Source organism: Pedobacter africanus, from assembly GCF_900176535.1.
In the GTDB taxonomy this organism is placed as follows: domain Bacteria; phylum Bacteroidota; class Bacteroidia; order Sphingobacteriales; family Sphingobacteriaceae; genus Pedobacter; species Pedobacter africanus.
Genome location: NZ_FWXT01000004.1, coordinates 420527 through 437834, shown reverse-complemented (window position 1 = coordinate 437834; position 17308 = coordinate 420527). Strand labels below are relative to the sequence as shown.

General features: G+C 41.2%; 17 protein-coding genes. 9 read left to right on the top strand and 8 right to left on the bottom strand.

The annotated features are described in order from the left end of the window. The first annotated feature begins 60 nt into the window (after positions 1 to 60). The 8 genes from B9A91_RS21650 to B9A91_RS21615 all read left to right on the top strand — a co-directional run bounded on the left by B9A91_RS21650 (position 61) and on the right by B9A91_RS21615 (position 9716). A complete protein-coding gene (locus B9A91_RS21650) occupies positions 61 to 2376 on the top strand; it encodes an Rv1355c family protein (protein ID WP_084241149.1) in 2316 nt (771 codons plus the stop codon). Then, entirely contained in the window at positions 2363 to 3079 is a 717-nt protein-coding gene (locus tag B9A91_RS21645; protein ID WP_084241148.1) for a hypothetical protein, read from the top strand. The genes B9A91_RS21650 and B9A91_RS21645 overlap by 14 nt, the downstream gene beginning before the upstream one ends. After that, entirely contained in the window at positions 3076 to 5280 is a 2205-nt protein-coding gene (locus B9A91_RS21640; protein ID WP_084241147.1) for a 7TM diverse intracellular signaling domain-containing protein, read from the top strand. The genes B9A91_RS21645 and B9A91_RS21640 overlap by 4 nt, the downstream gene beginning before the upstream one ends. Before the next feature lie 103 nt (positions 5281 to 5383). Continuing rightward, on the top strand, positions 5384 to 6373 hold the full coding sequence (locus tag B9A91_RS21635; RefSeq protein WP_317043354.1) for a hybrid sensor histidine kinase/response regulator: 990 nt from the start codon (positions 5384 to 5386) through the stop codon (positions 6371 to 6373). Then, positions 6363 to 6773 carry a response regulator gene (locus B9A91_RS21630; RefSeq protein ID WP_084241146.1) on the top strand — a complete coding sequence of 137 codons (411 nt, stop codon included), beginning with the start codon at positions 6363 to 6365 and terminating at the stop codon, positions 6771 to 6773. The genes B9A91_RS21635 and B9A91_RS21630 overlap by 11 nt, the downstream gene beginning before the upstream one ends. Before the next feature lie 87 nt (positions 6774 to 6860). Beyond that, entirely contained in the window at positions 6861 to 7571 is a 711-nt protein-coding gene (locus tag B9A91_RS21625) for a hypothetical protein (RefSeq protein ID WP_084241145.1), read from the top strand. A 9-nt stretch (positions 7572 to 7580) separates the two neighbouring features. Continuing rightward, positions 7581 to 8690: a hypothetical protein gene (locus tag B9A91_RS21620; RefSeq protein ID WP_084241144.1), complete on the top strand. Its 1110-nt coding sequence runs from the start codon at positions 7581 to 7583 to the stop codon at positions 8688 to 8690. Between the two features lie 30 nt (positions 8691 to 8720). Next, a complete protein-coding gene (locus tag B9A91_RS21615) occupies positions 8721 to 9716 on the top strand; it encodes a hypothetical protein (protein ID WP_084241143.1) in 996 nt (331 codons plus the stop codon). A gap of 25 nt (positions 9717 to 9741) precedes the next feature. Here the strand turns inward: B9A91_RS21615 and B9A91_RS21610 are convergent, their stop codons facing one another. Both B9A91_RS21610 and B9A91_RS21605 read right to left on the bottom strand, forming a co-directional pair. After that, positions 9742 to 11067 (bottom strand): sensor histidine kinase, encoded by a 1326-nt coding sequence (locus B9A91_RS21610; RefSeq protein ID WP_084241142.1) that lies wholly within the window; start codon positions 11065 to 11067, stop codon positions 9742 to 9744. A 147-nt stretch (positions 11068 to 11214) separates the two neighbouring features. Then, complete coding sequence (locus tag B9A91_RS21605; protein WP_084241141.1) at positions 11215 to 11781, bottom strand: dihydrofolate reductase family protein; 567 nt, start codon at positions 11779 to 11781, stop codon at positions 11215 to 11217. A 70-nt stretch (positions 11782 to 11851) separates the two neighbouring features. Here B9A91_RS21605 and B9A91_RS21600 point away from each other — a divergent pair, with 70 nt between their 5' ends. After that, entirely contained in the window at positions 11852 to 12037 is a 186-nt protein-coding gene (locus tag B9A91_RS21600) for a hypothetical protein (RefSeq protein WP_084241140.1), read from the top strand. A gap of 13 nt (positions 12038 to 12050) precedes the next feature. Here B9A91_RS21600 and B9A91_RS21595 read toward each other — a convergent pair whose 3' ends face one another. The 6 genes from B9A91_RS21595 to B9A91_RS21570 all read right to left on the bottom strand — a co-directional run bounded on the left by B9A91_RS21595 (position 12051) and on the right by B9A91_RS21570 (position 17084). Then, positions 12051 to 12800, bottom strand: coding sequence for a GNAT family N-acetyltransferase (locus tag B9A91_RS21595; protein WP_084241139.1), 750 nt, complete (start codon positions 12798 to 12800; stop codon positions 12051 to 12053). Continuing rightward, entirely contained in the window at positions 12797 to 13246 is a 450-nt protein-coding gene (locus tag B9A91_RS21590) for a DMT family transporter (RefSeq protein ID WP_084241138.1), read from the bottom strand. The genes B9A91_RS21595 and B9A91_RS21590 overlap by 4 nt, the downstream gene beginning before the upstream one ends. A gap of 57 nt (positions 13247 to 13303) precedes the next feature. After that, complete coding sequence (locus tag B9A91_RS21585) at positions 13304 to 13906, bottom strand: Crp/Fnr family transcriptional regulator (protein ID WP_084241137.1); 603 nt, start codon at positions 13904 to 13906, stop codon at positions 13304 to 13306. Between the two features lie 2 nt (positions 13907 to 13908). Next, positions 13909 to 15120 carry a purple acid phosphatase family protein gene (locus B9A91_RS21580; RefSeq protein WP_084241136.1) on the bottom strand — a complete coding sequence of 404 codons (1212 nt, stop codon included), beginning with the start codon at positions 15118 to 15120 and terminating at the stop codon, positions 13909 to 13911. 73 nt (positions 15121 to 15193) lie between these two features. Continuing rightward, on the bottom strand, positions 15194 to 15649 hold the full coding sequence (locus B9A91_RS21575) for a DinB family protein (RefSeq protein WP_084241135.1): 456 nt from the start codon (positions 15647 to 15649) through the stop codon (positions 15194 to 15196). A gap of 97 nt (positions 15650 to 15746) precedes the next feature. After that, positions 15747 to 17084 (bottom strand): amidohydrolase, encoded by a 1338-nt coding sequence (locus tag B9A91_RS21570; protein ID WP_084241134.1) that lies wholly within the window; start codon positions 17082 to 17084, stop codon positions 15747 to 15749. Between the last annotated feature and the right edge of the window lie 224 nt (positions 17085 to 17308).

Sequence of the window (17308 nt, the reverse complement as noted above, 5' to 3'; positions counted from 1 at the left end):
TTAGTTCTTTCAATAATTTACCTATTTTTTTTTATTTTTATCGCATACATACATAAAGAAATGCAGTTCCAAGCTTATTCAGATACCAATTTTGAAGCACGAATCCATCAGACCCAACAATTAAATACCAGCTACAAACCCATATTATTTAATACCAAAAACAGTACCGAAAAGCAAAATCTTGCAGATCTTTTAATTAAAAACCCGCACATACAGATTTTTGACACCATCCAGGCCCAGGTAACTGAGCTGATAAAATGCCTGAACCCCGGCATTGGAGGTAACCGGTTGGAGGAACTGAGTAGTGCTCATTTTGGAAGTACCCCTGCTGAGGACTATGGCCTGTGGGTATATTATCCCTGGTCGGCGAAACTGGTGCATTTACTGGATGAAGAAGAGTTTGCGGTGGTTAGGACAAACAGGAACAAACATAAAATAACAGCCGAAGAACAATTAAGCCTTTCCAATAAAAAGATTGGTGTAATGGGGCTTTCGGTTGGGCAATCTGTTTCACTGACCCTTGCTATTGAAAGGGGCTTCGGAGAACTGCGGATAGCAGATTTCGATGCGCTTGACCTTTCCAATCTGAACCGCATCAGAACAGGTGTTCACAATATCCATCTTCAAAAAACGGTTATTGTTGCCCGTGAAATTGCAGAAATTGATCCCTACTTAAATGTGGTTTGTTTTCATGAGGGCATTACCGACGAGAATATAGCTATTTTTTTAACCGGGAACGGAAAACTTGATCTTTTGATTGATGAGTGCGATAGTTTCGACGTAAAGATCAGTGCCCGCGAAAAAGCGAAAGCACTTGGTATCCCTGTTTTAATGGAAGGCAGCGACAGGTGTACCATAGATATTGAACGCTTTGACCTTGAGCCGGACAGACCTGTTTTACATGGTTATGTAGCGCACATGGACATGGCCGCTTTCAAAAATCTGAAAAGCCTGGATGAAAAGCTCCCTTATATAGCCCCTGTTACTGGGGTAGAAACACTTTCTCCGCGCATGAAAGCCTCGGCAATCGAGATTATGACTACCATTTCTACCTGGCCCCAACTGGCGAGTGCGGTAACCTATGGTGGTGGAATTACGGCCGATCTTTCGAGAAAAATCTTGCTGGGAGGTTTAAAGGTATCGGGCAGGTTCTTTATAGATATGGACGAACTGATCTCTGATGAAAATCCGAAAGCTGAAAATGATCAGGAAAAAGCAGCTAAACAATTGTCTGTTTCCGAAGTTGAACAGCTGCTATCGGACAGAAAGATAAAAACCGAAACCAGTGGTGATCTGCTCTCTGAAGAGCTGATAGCGACGCTGATTGCAGCCGCCGGGAAAGCACCTTCTGGAGGTAACAACCAGCCATGGCACTGGCACTACAGGCAAGGAACCTTGCATTTGTTTATGAACAGGAAAGTATCAGGTGCTTATTTGGACCCGGATTACATTTCCAGCTATACATCACTCGGTGCAGCCATAGAAAACCTGCTGCTGGAAGCTGCTGTGAAAGGACTGGTTGTAAACTGGCAATTCACTCCGGAGCATTTCCCGGAGCACATTGCCCTGTTTAGCTTTAAAACCGGTGGGCAGGCCAGTGAACAGGAAAAAAGCCTGGCGGCGCAGATTGCCAATAGGCATACCAATCGTAACGCCGGCCTGACGCAGGAAATCAGCGAGACTGACCTTCAGGAGCTTCAAAATACAATTGGCGGCAGCGAAATTAACCTGCAATGGCTCAAAGGAGCTGAAGAGAAAACTGCATTGGGCGAAATTTCAGGCGAAGCTGACCTGCTTCGGATGTTTATTCCGGCAGCACACCATGATTTCATTGTAAAAGAAATGCGCTGGACCAAAGAAGAAATTACAGAAACTGAAGATGGCATTGGTATCAATACCCTTGACCTGAGCAATAACGATCAGATTGGGTTGAGGTTAATGAAAGACGAAAGGGCAGTTCAGTTCCTGAAAAAGATAAAAGGCGGCAGTGCCTTTAAAAAACTTGCCTTGAAGCAATTCCAATCATCCCCCGCAATTGGCTTAATTACACTACCGGAAAGCAATCCTTTAAATTACCTGAAAGGTGGCATGGCAGTAGAAAAAATGTGGCTGGCAGCCACTGCATTAGGCTATCAAATACACCCCGTAAATGTTCCTTTAATCTTCTTTTACAAGAATAATTTTCAGGAATTAAATGACCTGTCAGAAGAAAATAGAAATCAAATTTTCAATTTGCATCAAAAATTCAAGCATTTGTTTAAAATAACTGATAATATTGCAGAAATATTTTTGTTTAGAATTTTTAAAGCAGAATCATCACCACAACGTACAATTAGAAAACCTTTAAATAAAACTTTATCCATTGGAACAGCATAAACCGCAGATCAATAAGCTTTATTTTAAAGCTTTCAGGGCCGTAGACGATCGGGCGGCCTGCATGAAATTTATTGAGGGGCACACACACGTATTAGAAATATTTGGCATTACTAAAATTACTTCGGCAAAAATAGATTGGGTGCTGAACCCCGATGTTTATGCCGTACTGGTAAGCGCCGAGGAAAACGGAAAGGCCCTTGCAGGGTCCCGGATCCACCGCGCAAACGGTATTAACCCGCTTCCTATTGAAGAAGCTGTGGGTTATATGGATGACAAAATACATACAATGGTAAGCGAACGGACGGCCAAGGGCACAGGTGAACTTTGTGGCGTATGGAATTCATGGGAGATTGCAGGTTTGGGTGTGGGCAGTCTGTTTTTAAGCCAGGTGAGCGTTGCGCTGTCCAGCCTTATCGGTTTAACCACACTTTTTGGTCTAACAGCCCCTGCTACCCATCGTAATGCAGTAAGAGGTGGCTTCAGGGTAATTACTGAGATTGGAATAAATGGCCGTTTTTACTACCCAAAAGAAGATCTTACAGCAACAGCGGTAATTACTGATGAACTGGAAACTTTACCGCTGGCCATTGATGAAGTGCGTAACAACATCTTCTCTTTCAAAGCCAACCCAAAACAAATATTCCAGATTCCCAATAAGGCAAATGATGGTTTTATAGATGTCCACATCGATATTGCATTATGATCGTAAAGCACATTAGAAACCTGGCTGTATTCAGCTTAATGCTGCTCTTTGGATTTTATAACCAAGTCTCAGCACACCATACCTTGCTTGCGGGCACCAGCGGTGCTGGAGGTGTCCAGGCCCATACACAGGATTCACTGGTAAACATCCTGCACTTTTCAAAGCTTTATATCAGTAAATCGGACACCGTTGGTATTTACACTGTAATGGCTAAAGACGCAGAATTTCAGAATCCGGTATCCAACATCATCAATATCGGTAATTACCCATATCCGGTTTGGATAAAGACGGTTGTTCCATCTTATATAGACCTCACAAAGTATGTAAATATCCTGATTGATCAGCCCCGGTTAAAACAGGCAGAGGTTTATTTTGTAAAGGACAATAAAGTTTTAAAGAAATTTGAATACAACAATTATACCCTGGTTGCTTCCATGGAAAATTCAGGCAACCTTAAAACATTCAAAATCCCTAAGGATATCATCGCATCAAACCCTGTTATTTACATCAAACTACATTCAGATGACGTGGTAATCTCCCCCGTTTTTATCAGTAAAAGCAGTAATCTATTAGAGCTTTTTTCACTAAGAGATGTATTTTTTGGGATTTACACCGGCATCATGATGATTATGTTTGCCTATAATCTTTTTCTTTTTTTTAGCGTAAAGGACGTCAGTTACCTGAATTACATATTTTGTATCCTGTTTACATGGCTTACCCAAACTACTATACAGGGGTATTTTGACAAATACTTTTACATCAATAGTCTCTGGTTTAACAGCATTTCAGTTATCCTGTTTTCCAACCTGGGACTAATTGCTTCGATTCTGTTTACCAAATCGTTCTTAAACACCAAAAAAAACACGCCAAAGTTACATACCATATTAAATATAATGCTGGTATTAACCGTAATCAGCACTATAGTATTGTTTATGGGTTATAAGAAGGTATCTTTTATTGGCATGCAGGTTTCTATTTTTGGAGGCTCTATCGTTACCTTCATCAGTGCCTTAAATGCCTATTATAAAAAGAACTTTAAGCCAGCTGGTTATTACCTGGCCTCCTGGTCGTTCCTGTTTATTGGAATGATGATCTTTATTCTGAAAGATTACGAGATCATCAAATATTCCATTTTTTCTACCTATTCAGTTCAGTTTGCCTCGGTTCTGGAAGTACTGTTGCTATCATTTGCATTGGCAGACCGGATCAACTTCTTTAAAAACCAAAATGAACTGGCGCAGAAACAGGCATTGATGGCACTTAAAGAAAACGAACGTCTGGTAAGAGAACAAAATATTGAACTGGAAAATAAAGTAAATGAACGTACCATCGAATTACAAAATACCAATTCGAGTTTGAACGTTGCGCTTACCAATTTAAAGGAAACCCAGTCGCAACTGGTTGATGCAGAGAAAATGGCTGCATTAGGCCAGTTAACTGCCGGGATTGCACACGAGATCAATAACCCTATAAACTTTGTTACTTCTAACATCAAGCCATTACAACTGGATATAGATGACCTGAAAGAAATCATTACACGATACGAACAGATTGATTATACTTCGCCAAATGTAAATGAACAACTGCAGGAAATAGAGGCCTTTAAAAAACAGATAGACCTGGATTTTATCAATAGCGAGATAGAGAATCTGTTGATTGGGATAACGGATGGGGCTAAAAGAACAGCTGAAATCATTCGGAGCCTGAGGAACTTCAGCCGTTTGGACGAAGATGACCTGAAGCCAATAGACCTGAACGAAGGGCTGCAATCTACCCTGGTTCTGGTCAGAAACTCTATGCCGGATAACCTGAAGGTTATTAAAGATCTGGGCAACCTTCCAAAAGTGGAGTGCCTTCCTGGTAAAATCAACCAGGTATTTATGAACCTGATTTCCAATGCCATTCAGGCCATCAAATCAAATGGCAAGAACAGGGAAGAAGAATTGCTGACCATCCATACCTGGTATGAAGAAAATGTGGTTAAAATAAGCATTAAGGATACCGGAACGGGTATGACAGACGAAGTCAAACATAAAATATTTGAACCTTTTTTTACTACAAAAGAAGTTGGAGAGGGAACAGGCCTGGGTTTATCAATTGTTTTTAGTATTATTGAGAAACATAAAGGTCATATCGATGTTCTTTCCGAGGTAGGTCAAGGTACAGAATTCATCATCACATTACCTGTAAATACTAAATAACAACGCCCGTACTATGAGTGCACCCAATGTAAGAGTTCTATATATTGATGATGAAGAAAACAACTTGCAGGCATTTAAGGCAAGTTTTAGAAGGTAATATGAAATATATACGGCAATATCTGCTGCAGATGGTTTAAAGATCCTGGAAAATGTTTCCGTACACGTAATCCTGGCCGACCAGAAAATGCCTGGAACCACCGGTGTAGAGTTTTTTAAAAGCATTACAGATACCTATCCTGATCCGATAAGGATATTGCTAACAGGTTATACAGATATAGAAGCACTTGCAGATGCCATTAATCATGGTGACATCTACAGGTATATTACCAAGCCATGGAATGATCTGGAACTGCACAATTCGATCAAAAATGCTTACGATGCTTACCGGTCGAAAATTGATCTCAGAAATAAAATAGCTGAGCTCGAAAAAACAAATGATGAGCTCAACAGGTTTATTTACAGCATTTCGCATGAACTCAGGGCACCATTGGTATCGGCTATGGGTATTGTTAACCTGGTAAAGATGGAGGGCTTATACGAATCCAGCGGTGAGTACTGGAGCCTTATAGAAACCTGTTCCAATAAGCTGGACTATTATATCCAGAAAACGCTTCAGTATTATAAAAACAATAAAACTATCTCTGAACATACCCTGGTAGATTTTCATAAACTGTTACCCGAGCTGATTGACTTGTATTCATATGCCGATAAAGAAACTTCATTTACAGTTAACATTAATCAGGAAGTCCCCTTTTATGGTGATGCATTCCGCATTGAGGTCATATTAGGGAACCTCATTTCCAATGCCATAAAATACCAGAAAGAGACAGAGGTCAATAAAAAGGTAAACGTACATGTAGAAGTAAGAAAGGACCTGGTTGAAATTTCCATTCACGACAACGGCATGGGCATCCTGAACGAACACCTGGAAAAGATATTTACCCAGTTCTTCAAAAGTAAAGTTAACCATGGTAGCGGATTAGGCTTATTTATTGTCAAAGAGGCACTAAATAAGATTAATGGAAAAATAGCCGTAAGCTCTGATCCAGCTGAGGGCACTACCTTTAAAATAACCATCCCCAATGTTAAATAACCATAGAACAGTATTATTAATTGATGACAATGATGTAGATCTTAAAATCAACTCAAAGATCATTAAAATTTCAAATCTGTTTGACGAAATTGTTGTATGTCAATCCGGAGATGAAGGGCTTGCCTATTTAAACAGGGCTATGAGCGATGGAAAAAAATTGCCTGATTTTATTTTACTCGATATACAAATGCCCGACATGGACGGTTTTGAATTCCTGGAGTTCTACAAAAAACTACCTAAAAAACTTACTGAAAAGTGTCTGATCGCTATGCTTTCCTCCACACTGGATTTCGGAGACATCAAGAAAGCTGAGGCAAGCCTACATGTAGTGAAACTGTTAAAAAAACCGCTGTTCCCAAAAGAACTGGAAGATCTTCTAAAAAAATACTTTAGTTCTTAGAAGCCTCGGGAAGAGGCTTTTTTTATGCACATTAAACTGTCCACTTGTATTCTTTTTTGTTATTTTAGCTACAGATAATATTGAATTATGAGTGAAGAACCGGTGAATGAACCATTTGGAATTTTAAGAAGTTTAAAAAAACTGATTTTTGTTGACAGTAATGAAATGGCAAACCCGGAATTGAAGCCGGCAATACCTAAGCCTGTTTCCGAAACAAAATCGGCAGAAAATGTAACTCTTGCGCCCGAAGCTAATCTAACGCAAAATACGAGCGGTTTACCGGCTACAGATTTGAAACAAATGAAGGTTAAAGTTTTGGAAATACTGGAACAGATGAACGAACCCGGGATCGACTTTTTTGAAGTCTGGAATGCAGCAGCAGAAATGGGCCGTGTTGACGCCAGTTCCATCAAAGCAGCCTTCACATCTTTGAAGTATGTAGATAAAACCCTGGACAAGACCAAGCTCATCAGATCGGCCCAGCATTACTCAACAGGCCTTAAGCAAGTCATTGACAAGGAGACCGCGCAGAAACAGCAACAAAAACAAAGTATCGAGCAAAATCTGCTGACTGAAAAAGCAAATTTAAGCGATGAAATCCAATCGCTTGAAAAAAAAATTGCGGAATTACAGGAGAAATTAGCCGCAAAACAAAAAGACCTAAAAGAGATCAATGGAAAATATACGCCTCAGCTCCAGGATATTGACCATAAGATTTCGATTGGTAACACCGCTGTAACCGAAGTGATTAACGATATCAAGAATGCCCTTGGCATCATTGAAACCAACATAAACTAAAACCCTACTATGGAAAACAAAAATCAATATGTCAACATTCCGGCCGAATTGAAAAGCCAACTCCCCATATTTCAGGTACTGGGAGATCACTTGCCTAGCCAGATGCAAACACCTGAGGCTAAAAAGACCATTTCCAGTATTTTATTCTGGGTGATCATTCTGGGTGGTGCCTATGCTTTTTTTAAGTTTCTGCCCACAATGCTGCTTTATGCAGGAAAAAGTATCCTGTTTGTCATATTTAGTATCCTGCTGATTACCCTGTTGTTACTGGCGCCCAAGATAATTGCCCTGCTCCACCGTTTGGGAACTGTTCTTCTTTTTAAAGGTGAAAAAGCAGTGATAAGAAACAATCCTGTTGAGACACTACAGCTGCTCTCCAGAGATGCTAAAGACACTTTAAAACGCGTTAAAGACAAAATTGCAAATGTAGATGGTGTTAGAATTGATATGATCCAAAGTGGGGAGACAGCACAAAAAACTGCAGAGGAGAAATATACTTATGCCAAGCGGTTTACTGTTGAAGCCGCCAGTCTGGATGAAAAAGCAAAGCAGGAAAATGCCAACAACAATAACGAAAAAGCAAATGAATACGGTCGGGACGCCAAAGAAACCCGTACCAAAGCATTTTTACTGGGTAAAGAAGGGGAAGCTGAAGAACAAAATGCCCGAAGCTATGTACAGTATGCGAATCAGTTTGCCAAAGTACTGGAAGTTTTAAAAGACAATGAAAGTGCAGCCCGGATCTATGTGAGTACGCTCGACAGCAGCATTTCCATTATCTCCAAAAAGCTGGAAGCTACACAGAAAATGAAAAATGCTACTGATGGTCTTGCTGAAGTGTTTAACATCAAAGACGGATGGGTATTTCAGGAGGCCATGAATGCCGCCACTGGCGCCATTAGCCAAAACATTGCTTCAATCCGCTCTAATCTTGATTTTCTGGATCAGAACAATAACATCACCGTTGGCGGTGCACCCTCTCAAAGCGAACTTGAAGAGTTCATCCATAAAGTTGACGAACGTAACCTTAAAATGCTTAACGTAAGTCAGATGGCCGATTCATCGTACGAACTTAAAGCGGAAGAAAAAGTAGATAAGGGCTTTACCCTCCTGGATTAATCAAACAATCAACTTATATAAAACAAAAAAATGGAAGAACAATCAACCTGGGCCAGATTACGCTGGCCAATAAAAGCATTAATTATAGCAGCTCCTATTATTGGTGCAGGCTATTGGGCGGTTCAAAGCGGAAAATTTGATGCAGTGCCTGCTGGCAGCAGTCCCGATAGTGACACTACAAGTATCGGCATGTCTGCCCCTGCTGTAAAGGGTGCTGACGAGGAAAGGACTTTTAATTATACCCCTGAAAAGCCGGTTAACGGAGAATATAAAGGTGTGGTAGAGGTAGGTGCCTCTGGCTTTAACTCTTTTGTGGTGAACATTGACAAGGAGAAACGCTGGGAGATCATTTCTAAAGACTTTGGTAAATCCTTCGTATACGAAGGCATGGCCAGTACTGCAGACATTCGTACCGGCCTGAAAGACTACATTGGTGCAATGTTCGACAAAGGGGTAAAATCCAGGAACATCCATTTTGTAATCAGTTCTGGTGCCCAAAAGGAACCTAAAACGGCCATCATCTCCTCTGAATTAAAAAAGATGGGTTATGTGGTTAATCTGGTTACTGCAGAGCAGGAAGGGAAACTGGCTTTGAAATGCGTATTACCTGCCGCCTACTACGACAATTCTTTTGTAGTAGATATAGGATCTGGCAATACCAAGATTTCCTGGATGAGCGGCGATATTCAATCGGCCGAAGCACCAGGAGCCAAATACTACGAAAAAGACATGAAAGATGAGGCTGTATATGCGCAGGTAAAAGCTGTTGCAGAAAAAATACCGGCATCAAAAAGAGAAATTTGTTTTATTATCGGCGGTGTTCCATTTGAACTTGCAAATCAAACGCGTAAGGGTGAGGAAAGGTTTACCGTCCTGAACGACCCTGACAAATACAGCACCGATAAAATAAAGGTTAAAAGCGGGGTAAACATATACAAAGCCATAAAAGATGTGACCAAATGTGACACTTTTGTATTCGACTGGGATGCCAATTTTACAATCGGCTTCCTGTTATCGATTAAATAAGGATAACTGTGGTAAGAAAGGTGTTTCATTTTAATGAAACACCTTTTTTCTGTCTTATACTTTTTTCCTGATCCGAGGGTATACACAGGGGCATACTGACCATAAATGTACTGCCTACATTCAACTCACTTTCAAAACTGATACTCCCCCCCTGCAATTCGGTAAACTCTTTGCACAACATTAAGCCCAAACCTGCCCCCCTTTCATTTCCCGTTCCAAAGGTTGGTTTTAATGCCGGAGAAAAAATGGAAGGCTGCTGCGCTACAGGAATACCTGAGCCCGTATCTTTAACCTTAATCAAACAATTTGTTCCGTTTTTTTGTGCAGAAATCGTAATATCCCCCCCCGGGAAGGTAAACTTAATGGCATTGATGATGAGGTTTCTGACAACAAGCTGCAGCATATCCGGATCTCCAAGTACACAGTGCTCGTCTGTGATGTCGCACCGTAAATCTATCCCCTTTTCTTTTGCAATCGCTTCCAGGACATCAAGCGTACTTGCCAATGTTTGTTTCAATGGTAACGAAGTTAAACTGATCTGAACAGCATCCATCTGGCTCTTCGTCCAGGTAAGCACGTTGCTCAGCATAAATGCGGTGTCTTTGGTTCTGCTGAGCAATTGCTTTTCCATATTCAGCCTTTCCGATTCTTCCAATTTATATTCTGTGAGCAGTTCAAGGTAACCCTGGATGGAGACGAGCGGCTCTTTCAGATCATGAGCCAGGATAGACAATAATTTATTTTTAGTGTTGTTGCTGATTTCCAGTGCTAAGTTCTTTTGGGCAGTAGCCTCTCTTTCGCTATAATAGGAATTGCGGATAAAGGAAGTAATGAGCAGAATTATAGCCACGCAAAGCAGGTAGGTAAAGGCAATATCTAAAAATTTACTTTCAGCATCCGGATAGGTATTTTTTACAGCGCCCGGGTTACTGAATTCAAAAAACAGCAAGCCCAGTACAATGACAATGTTTACAGGAAGCCATATCCAGAAGTGCCTTTTAGGAACGATAGAAACTGTTATTAAAAAAGATAATGCAAATACTACTGAGCTGGGGCCGTTTATTCCCGAGTTAGAATAATAGTTAATGATGAGCAGGGTATTATTCATGACAAGCAGAATAACGATACCTATACCTGTTTTATGCCTGAACCTTGAAAAATAATAGATGATCAGTATAACCACCAGAAGACCACACATTAAGATGGAAAGACCGATCAGGCCCAGCGAGGCATTAAAAGGAATACATGCGAGTAAACCCATCAAAGCCACCAGGCAAACAGAATGAAATATTCTGCCTTCCAGGGTAAATGAATCTTTTTTTCCAATAATATAGTCCCGAAATCTGATCATGTAAGGGGGCTAGTTTGCGTTAAAAAATAAATAAACCAAAATCGGCGCTGGCGGGCACCAACAGGCAATTACGAGACCCTAAGATACCTATTTATTTGATAAAACAACCTAAAACTTTTCGGGTACGCAACAAGTAGCCTCGCAAGCCTATCTTTTTTCATAGTGCAATCCTGTTACCCCACAAGCAAATGTTTTGGCTTGCAGAAAATTCAGGTTTACCCTCTCCGTAATGTCTTTAAACATCGGGATACCCTGCCCCATCAGTACCGGGTTTACAAATAGCCAGTAGTCATCAATTAAGCCCTTATGCGTAAGGTAATGGACTACCGATGGGCTGCCAAATATCAGGATATCTTTACCTGGCTGCTGTTTTATCTGCTCAATTTGCTTTGCTATATCCTCTCCGATAAATTGCGTACCGGGCTTATCCTGTCCCGACATGCTGGCTGAAACTACCAGTTTAATAACGCTTTTATACCATCTGGAATGCGTTACATCATGTTTGGAGGCATTTGTTTGTTCTGCCGCAGTAGGCCAGTAACTGTCCATCATCTGGTAAGTCACCCTTCCGTATAAGGCGGTGTCTGCCTGATCAGTAAAACCTTCTACGAAATCAAATAATTCGTCGTCAAAACTGATCCAATCCATCTCACCATTTGGCCCTGCCACAAACCCATCGAGGGTAATATGCATGGAGACTATAATTTTTCTCATAACTTTTTGGCTATTATAATGAACTTTTCTTTTCGCAATTTGTTTAGTCAAATATAAAAACTTCAGACAAATGGGATTATTTAAAACAGCTTTAATTGGCGCCGCGGTATACGGTGTCATCAGGTACGTTACCAGAAAAGACATTAATGGCCGGTCTATAGCAGATGACATTCGTGATAAAGCTCCGGAATGGATTGAAAAAGCTAAGAATTTAAAACAGGAACTTAAAGTTGAGCTGGAAAAGCAGCGGTATTAATGCTTACTGTTATTTACAAATGTGGCGGGTGGCCAATATAGTTTTTGATCACAAACTGTGCTTTAAATCCCAGTTTATCATAGAGCCCCCTGCCCATGTCTGATGCCTGGAGCGTTGCATACCGGGCACCCATATCAATGGCGCGGTTAAGCAGGAACTTCATAATTTCTTCTGCATAACCACTTCTCCTGGCATTGGGACTAATGCCCACCCCATGTATTCCCATAATTTCTTCGGTCTGGAACAGTATGGCAGTTCCAATAGGCTGATCTTGAAAACAGGCCAGGTAATAATGAATTTCATTAAAAGTATTGGCCAGAATAGCTTCACTGATGCTATAGCCAAAAGCCTGGGGATATAGTGTGGCCCATTCCATAGTCTCTGTGGTGCTGGTTACACGTTTAAAATCCAAGCGCTGTTGCTCATCGAAGCGATGCCCCAATTCCAGGTACATTGCTGTTTGCCTGCTTTTTTCTGCAAAGCCATTTGCTTCCAGTATTTCGAGGGAGGAGGCGCCGAATATATCCCAATGGGGTAAAACCAAATTGGGGCCAGCTGCTGAATTTTGTGCTAAAGCCCGCTCAGCATCGTTCCTGGAGATCCCCCTGTTAAACCAGATTTTATTGGGCCATTCCGAACCAGGTATCTGAACATATTCATAATCACCTTTATTGAAATAGGAATGAAAGGCCCCTCCTGCAGTTTTCCAAAGCGCAATCAGGTTGTCGATATTTGCTTTAACGAGCTGATCTTTTGTCTTCATTTTAAATTAATTAGTAAAATTCCTGCCATCATAGCCGCAATTCCGGCCATTCTTTTTACGGTTATCGGCTCCTGCGGCAAATCCAGCCAGCCAAAATGCCCGGCAATCAATGCAAAAATCAATTGTCCGCATAAACCTAGGGAGATCATCGTAGAAACGCCTAGTTTCGGAATGGTATAAAAATACAGGCTGATCCCGAATACACTAAACAGCCCTCCGGTAAACCACAAATAAAAAGGAACCTGTTTAACCGTACTGGGTGCCGGCATATTCTTCATGGTCAGCAGCACAACTACTAATGCAAATATCGTACTGCTTAAAGAAGTGGCAATTGCTGCCAGCAGCGGTTTTTTTAACAACACTCCGAGGTGACTGTTAAAGCCTGCCTGTATGGCTAAAAAAATACCGCCTAAAAAGGCCAGGGCTGAAAGTGCGACTTGATTCATAGGACAAAAGTAATCCCGCCCTTTTTCAAAACGCTTTACATATGTTAATTTGGAAATTTATTTTTTCAACGTTTTTCTGATTCGGCTCAGCTGAATGGGTGTTACTCCTAAATGTGAAGCAATGTGTTGTAACGGAATTCTTTTGTCAATCCCAGGGTGCCTTTGCAGCAATTTCAAATACCTGACGGTTGCAGTATCCATCACCAGCGAGATTTCTCTTTCTTCTTTATCAATGACCCAGTTTTTTTCAAGATAAGCGATGTAAAAATCTTTAAAATCCGGTCGCTCAGCAATCAGTGCTTTGTATTTTTTGAAATTCATACTAACAATAGTGGTTTCCTCCAAAGCCTGTAAGGTAAAACCTGATGGTTGGCCAAGCATCATGGACACTTTAGAACCGGCAAAGGACCCTTCAAGAAAAATATTTTTGTTGTAGGTATTTCCCTTCTCATCACCAAAATAAGCCCTCATTGCCCCTTTGACAATAAAATGCAGGTTTTTAGCGACTTCACCGCTATGCAATAATATTTCATCCTTTTTAAGCGATTGAAACTGTACCATAGCTTCAATTGACAGTAAGGTTTCAACTTCCAGCGGGAAATAATTCAAAAATGCCGATTTCAGCTGTTCTATATAGCTCTCTTTGTCTGCAGGAGTCATGCCTATCGTTTGTTTACGAGGTAACTGCCTACTTCTTTTCCGGAGTCGTCCAGCATGCTTACCGTTATCTGTTTTCTGTTCGCCGTAAAGCGGGTCAGTGTTCTGGTCCCTTCCTTTGGCCCTCCTCCAATGATGATCGGATACCGGTTCAGTCCTTCAGCCGGTGGGTGAACCTTATAACGATGGGTATGACCACTCATTACCAGGTCTACTTTGGCCCTGTTCATAATGGGTTCAAAGAGCCTGGTACAATGAACAGGGCCATGTGCATCACCAGAATAACGAGGGGGAATGTGCATCAGCACCACACGAAAAACAGCATTTCTAAACTCTTTTTTGTTTACTTCCTGCTGCAGCCAAATAGCTTGTTCTTCGCGATATTGGTCAAAATCAACTATTCCGGCATATACCGGATGGGCATCTTCTTTATCTTCTCCCGTATCCAGGATTACGAAACGTACCGGGCCCAAAGTAAATGCGGTATAACCTACATGATCAAAGTACCCAGCCATATCCCGCGCAAATTTACCCCTGGTTTCATGATTGCCACGTACATACACGAACGGGATTGTTTTCGCAAAGTAATCCACACAAGGCTGCAGTAAGTGATCAATGATCTGTTTTTCATCCGTATGATAGTCAAAAACATCACCATTAAAAAAAACAAAGTCCCGCTTATTGCCTTTGTCCAGATCTAAAAGTGCCGCAATAGATTTCGGACGATCGTGTATGTCATTCATCATCACAAAAGAAATCTCATCCTTAGTGCTATCAGTATTTAAAAAGCTTTCCACAGCTCCGGAGATTGTCTGACCATAGCTTAATTTATAGGGCTGAAAATCCAGGATCTCTCTGGAAACAATTCTATAATAATATTTCACACCCGGTTTTAAGCCAGATAATTTTATACAGTTCAATCTGCCGGCAGGCTTTAGGCCTAGTTCGCTTTTTCCAAAAGCCTTATTTATTAACTGATCAGCCGATTCTCCATATTCAACCCAACTACTGCTGTTTTTACTGGTAATCCATAATATGGAAATCCCATTTCCAAAATTGGTTTGTAAGTAAGGTCCTGTAAGGATCCTGAATTCTTCTTCGGACAAATTACCAGGGTGTGAAACTGCCAGCTGTGGCTCCAACAGCGCAAGTCCGCTTAATAAAAGCCCTCCTTTAAGGAAGCTTCTCCGGTTTTCGGTCTGTAAATTTATAGGCATATCTTTAATTTGCTTGGTTGTTAATTATAGACGATTTAAAGCCCCTGAAGTAGTAGATTATTTATGCAGATCTTTAAGTTCTTTCGGATTGCAGTCTCACAAATTGGATGTAATCTGTATTGACAGGTTTAAGGTGATGCAGCTTCATTTCTTTGGCTATCTGCGCACGGTGATAAGTACCATGGTTAAAAACGTGTAGCAAAATATCAAAAACTGATGTTTCGTAATAATCACCGGTTGAGACGGTGTACTTAATAACCGGGGATTCGGTGGCCTCGGAATATACTATTTGCGACAACTCTTTTGCACTTTTCTCAAGGAGTGCTTTACATAATTCCAGATCATGTAGCTGCCAGACACTCACTTCAGGCACGATGCCCTTTATTCTGCAAACCCATATCGTTTGTGCATTTACAATGTGGCTAAACAATAAAATACAGGATTCAGGAAGTGAGCTGGAATTGGCTATTAAGGTATCCAACAAAAGTGAATTTGCCCAATTGCTGTATTTTCTTAGTTGGTCCAACATAAAAGTTTTTTATTCAAATTTATGTTTCTAAAAGGACATTTTTAATACCGGTCTTCTGCAAATGCCGGATGCGCAATTTATAAAGTTCTGATTTCCGTTAAAAAACGACATTCCCTTTATACATCAGGGACTTTACAGGCGATATCCGGGAAACCGCCTCGGCTGAACAGCTTGCATCAATGAAAACCAAACTGGCCTCATCTCCTGCTTTTGGCCATTGCTGAACACCCTTATCGTCCAGGGGCAAGGGCCCTGCGGTTGCCAGTTTTAAAATTCTTGAAAGGCCAAATTCTGTAGAATATCCGTACAGCTGTGCCGCCAGATTGGCTTTTTGCAGCACACTCCCCGTCCCAAATGTATTCCAGTGGTCCACAATGCTGTCGTTTCCTGTTGTTACTTTCACACCTGCCTTCATTAATGTCGGGATTGGCATGACCAATCCGCCAAAAGGAATGGTAGAAACGATGCCGATCTCTGCAGCAGCTAATTTCTCAGCCATTTCTTGCTGTTTTGATTGATCTAAGCGGCCCAATGCAAAACAATGACTGAGATAGGTCTTTCCTTTCAGAGCCGGATTTTCATGTACCTTATCCATCAGGTAGTTTATTGTTTTTAGGCCAGATTCTCCGGATTCATGCAGGTGGATGTCGATCCCTTTGCTATGATCTAAAGCCAGCAGGACCGTAAGGTCTATCGTTTTTTCGATGGCGCCATCAATAGAATAAGGATCAAGACCACCAATAAAGTCAATATCCATTTTCGCAGCCTCTTTCAGGTAAGGCACAGACCCGGTATAAAAAACACCGTGCTGTGGAAAGGCCACCAGTTCAGCACCAAAACCATTCTTTTTATTTTCTAAAGCTTTCTGTAAGTTCTTCAGTGAATCCAGCTTCGAAGTAGGCTCAATGTTCACATGGCTTCGCGCAAAAGCAGTTCCATTCGACTGCAGTAATGCGATCATTTTTTGCGCCTTGTAAGTAGAGGTTTTCAGCATTTCCGGCAGTATTTTCTGTTCAAGTGCAATCATCCCCTTTACACCGCCTGATCCTCGCCTTATTGCCTGCCACTGACCGCCATAGAAAGTCTTGTCGAGATGAATGTGCATATCCTTAAATGAAGGCAGCATCAACATGCCCCTGGCATCGATCGCATTTGCATCCGGTTGATTGGGACCCACATCTTTGATTTTCCCGTTTTCTATTTCTACAGAGAAAAGCCCTGTTTTTGTAGCAACAATATCATCTCCTTCATACGTAAATCCTGTTTCCAATCTGACATTTTTAAATACCAGACTTTTCCCCTCAAAGGTTGCCGGAACTGCAGCATCTTCCTGAACGGGCTTAGCATTTAAACCGTGGCTGACCGCCATCATACCTGCCAGCGCGATGGAAGAATTGCGGATGAAATTTTTTCTTGTAATTGATTCTGAAACCATAAACTAAAAATAGTATTCAACAAAGTTACCTGGTGCAGGAGATATAGTTGAGGATAATTTATCTCAATGCTTGTAGGATTTATCACTTTTCCAGAATGGTCAATTTTAAACGGGCGAATAAATATTAACGCTTCCATACACACCAAAGCATAAATCCATCAACAGCTACCACAAATGCCAGCAGCAAAAATTTCCCCTGTTCGGCCTGGTCTACCTCAAATTAT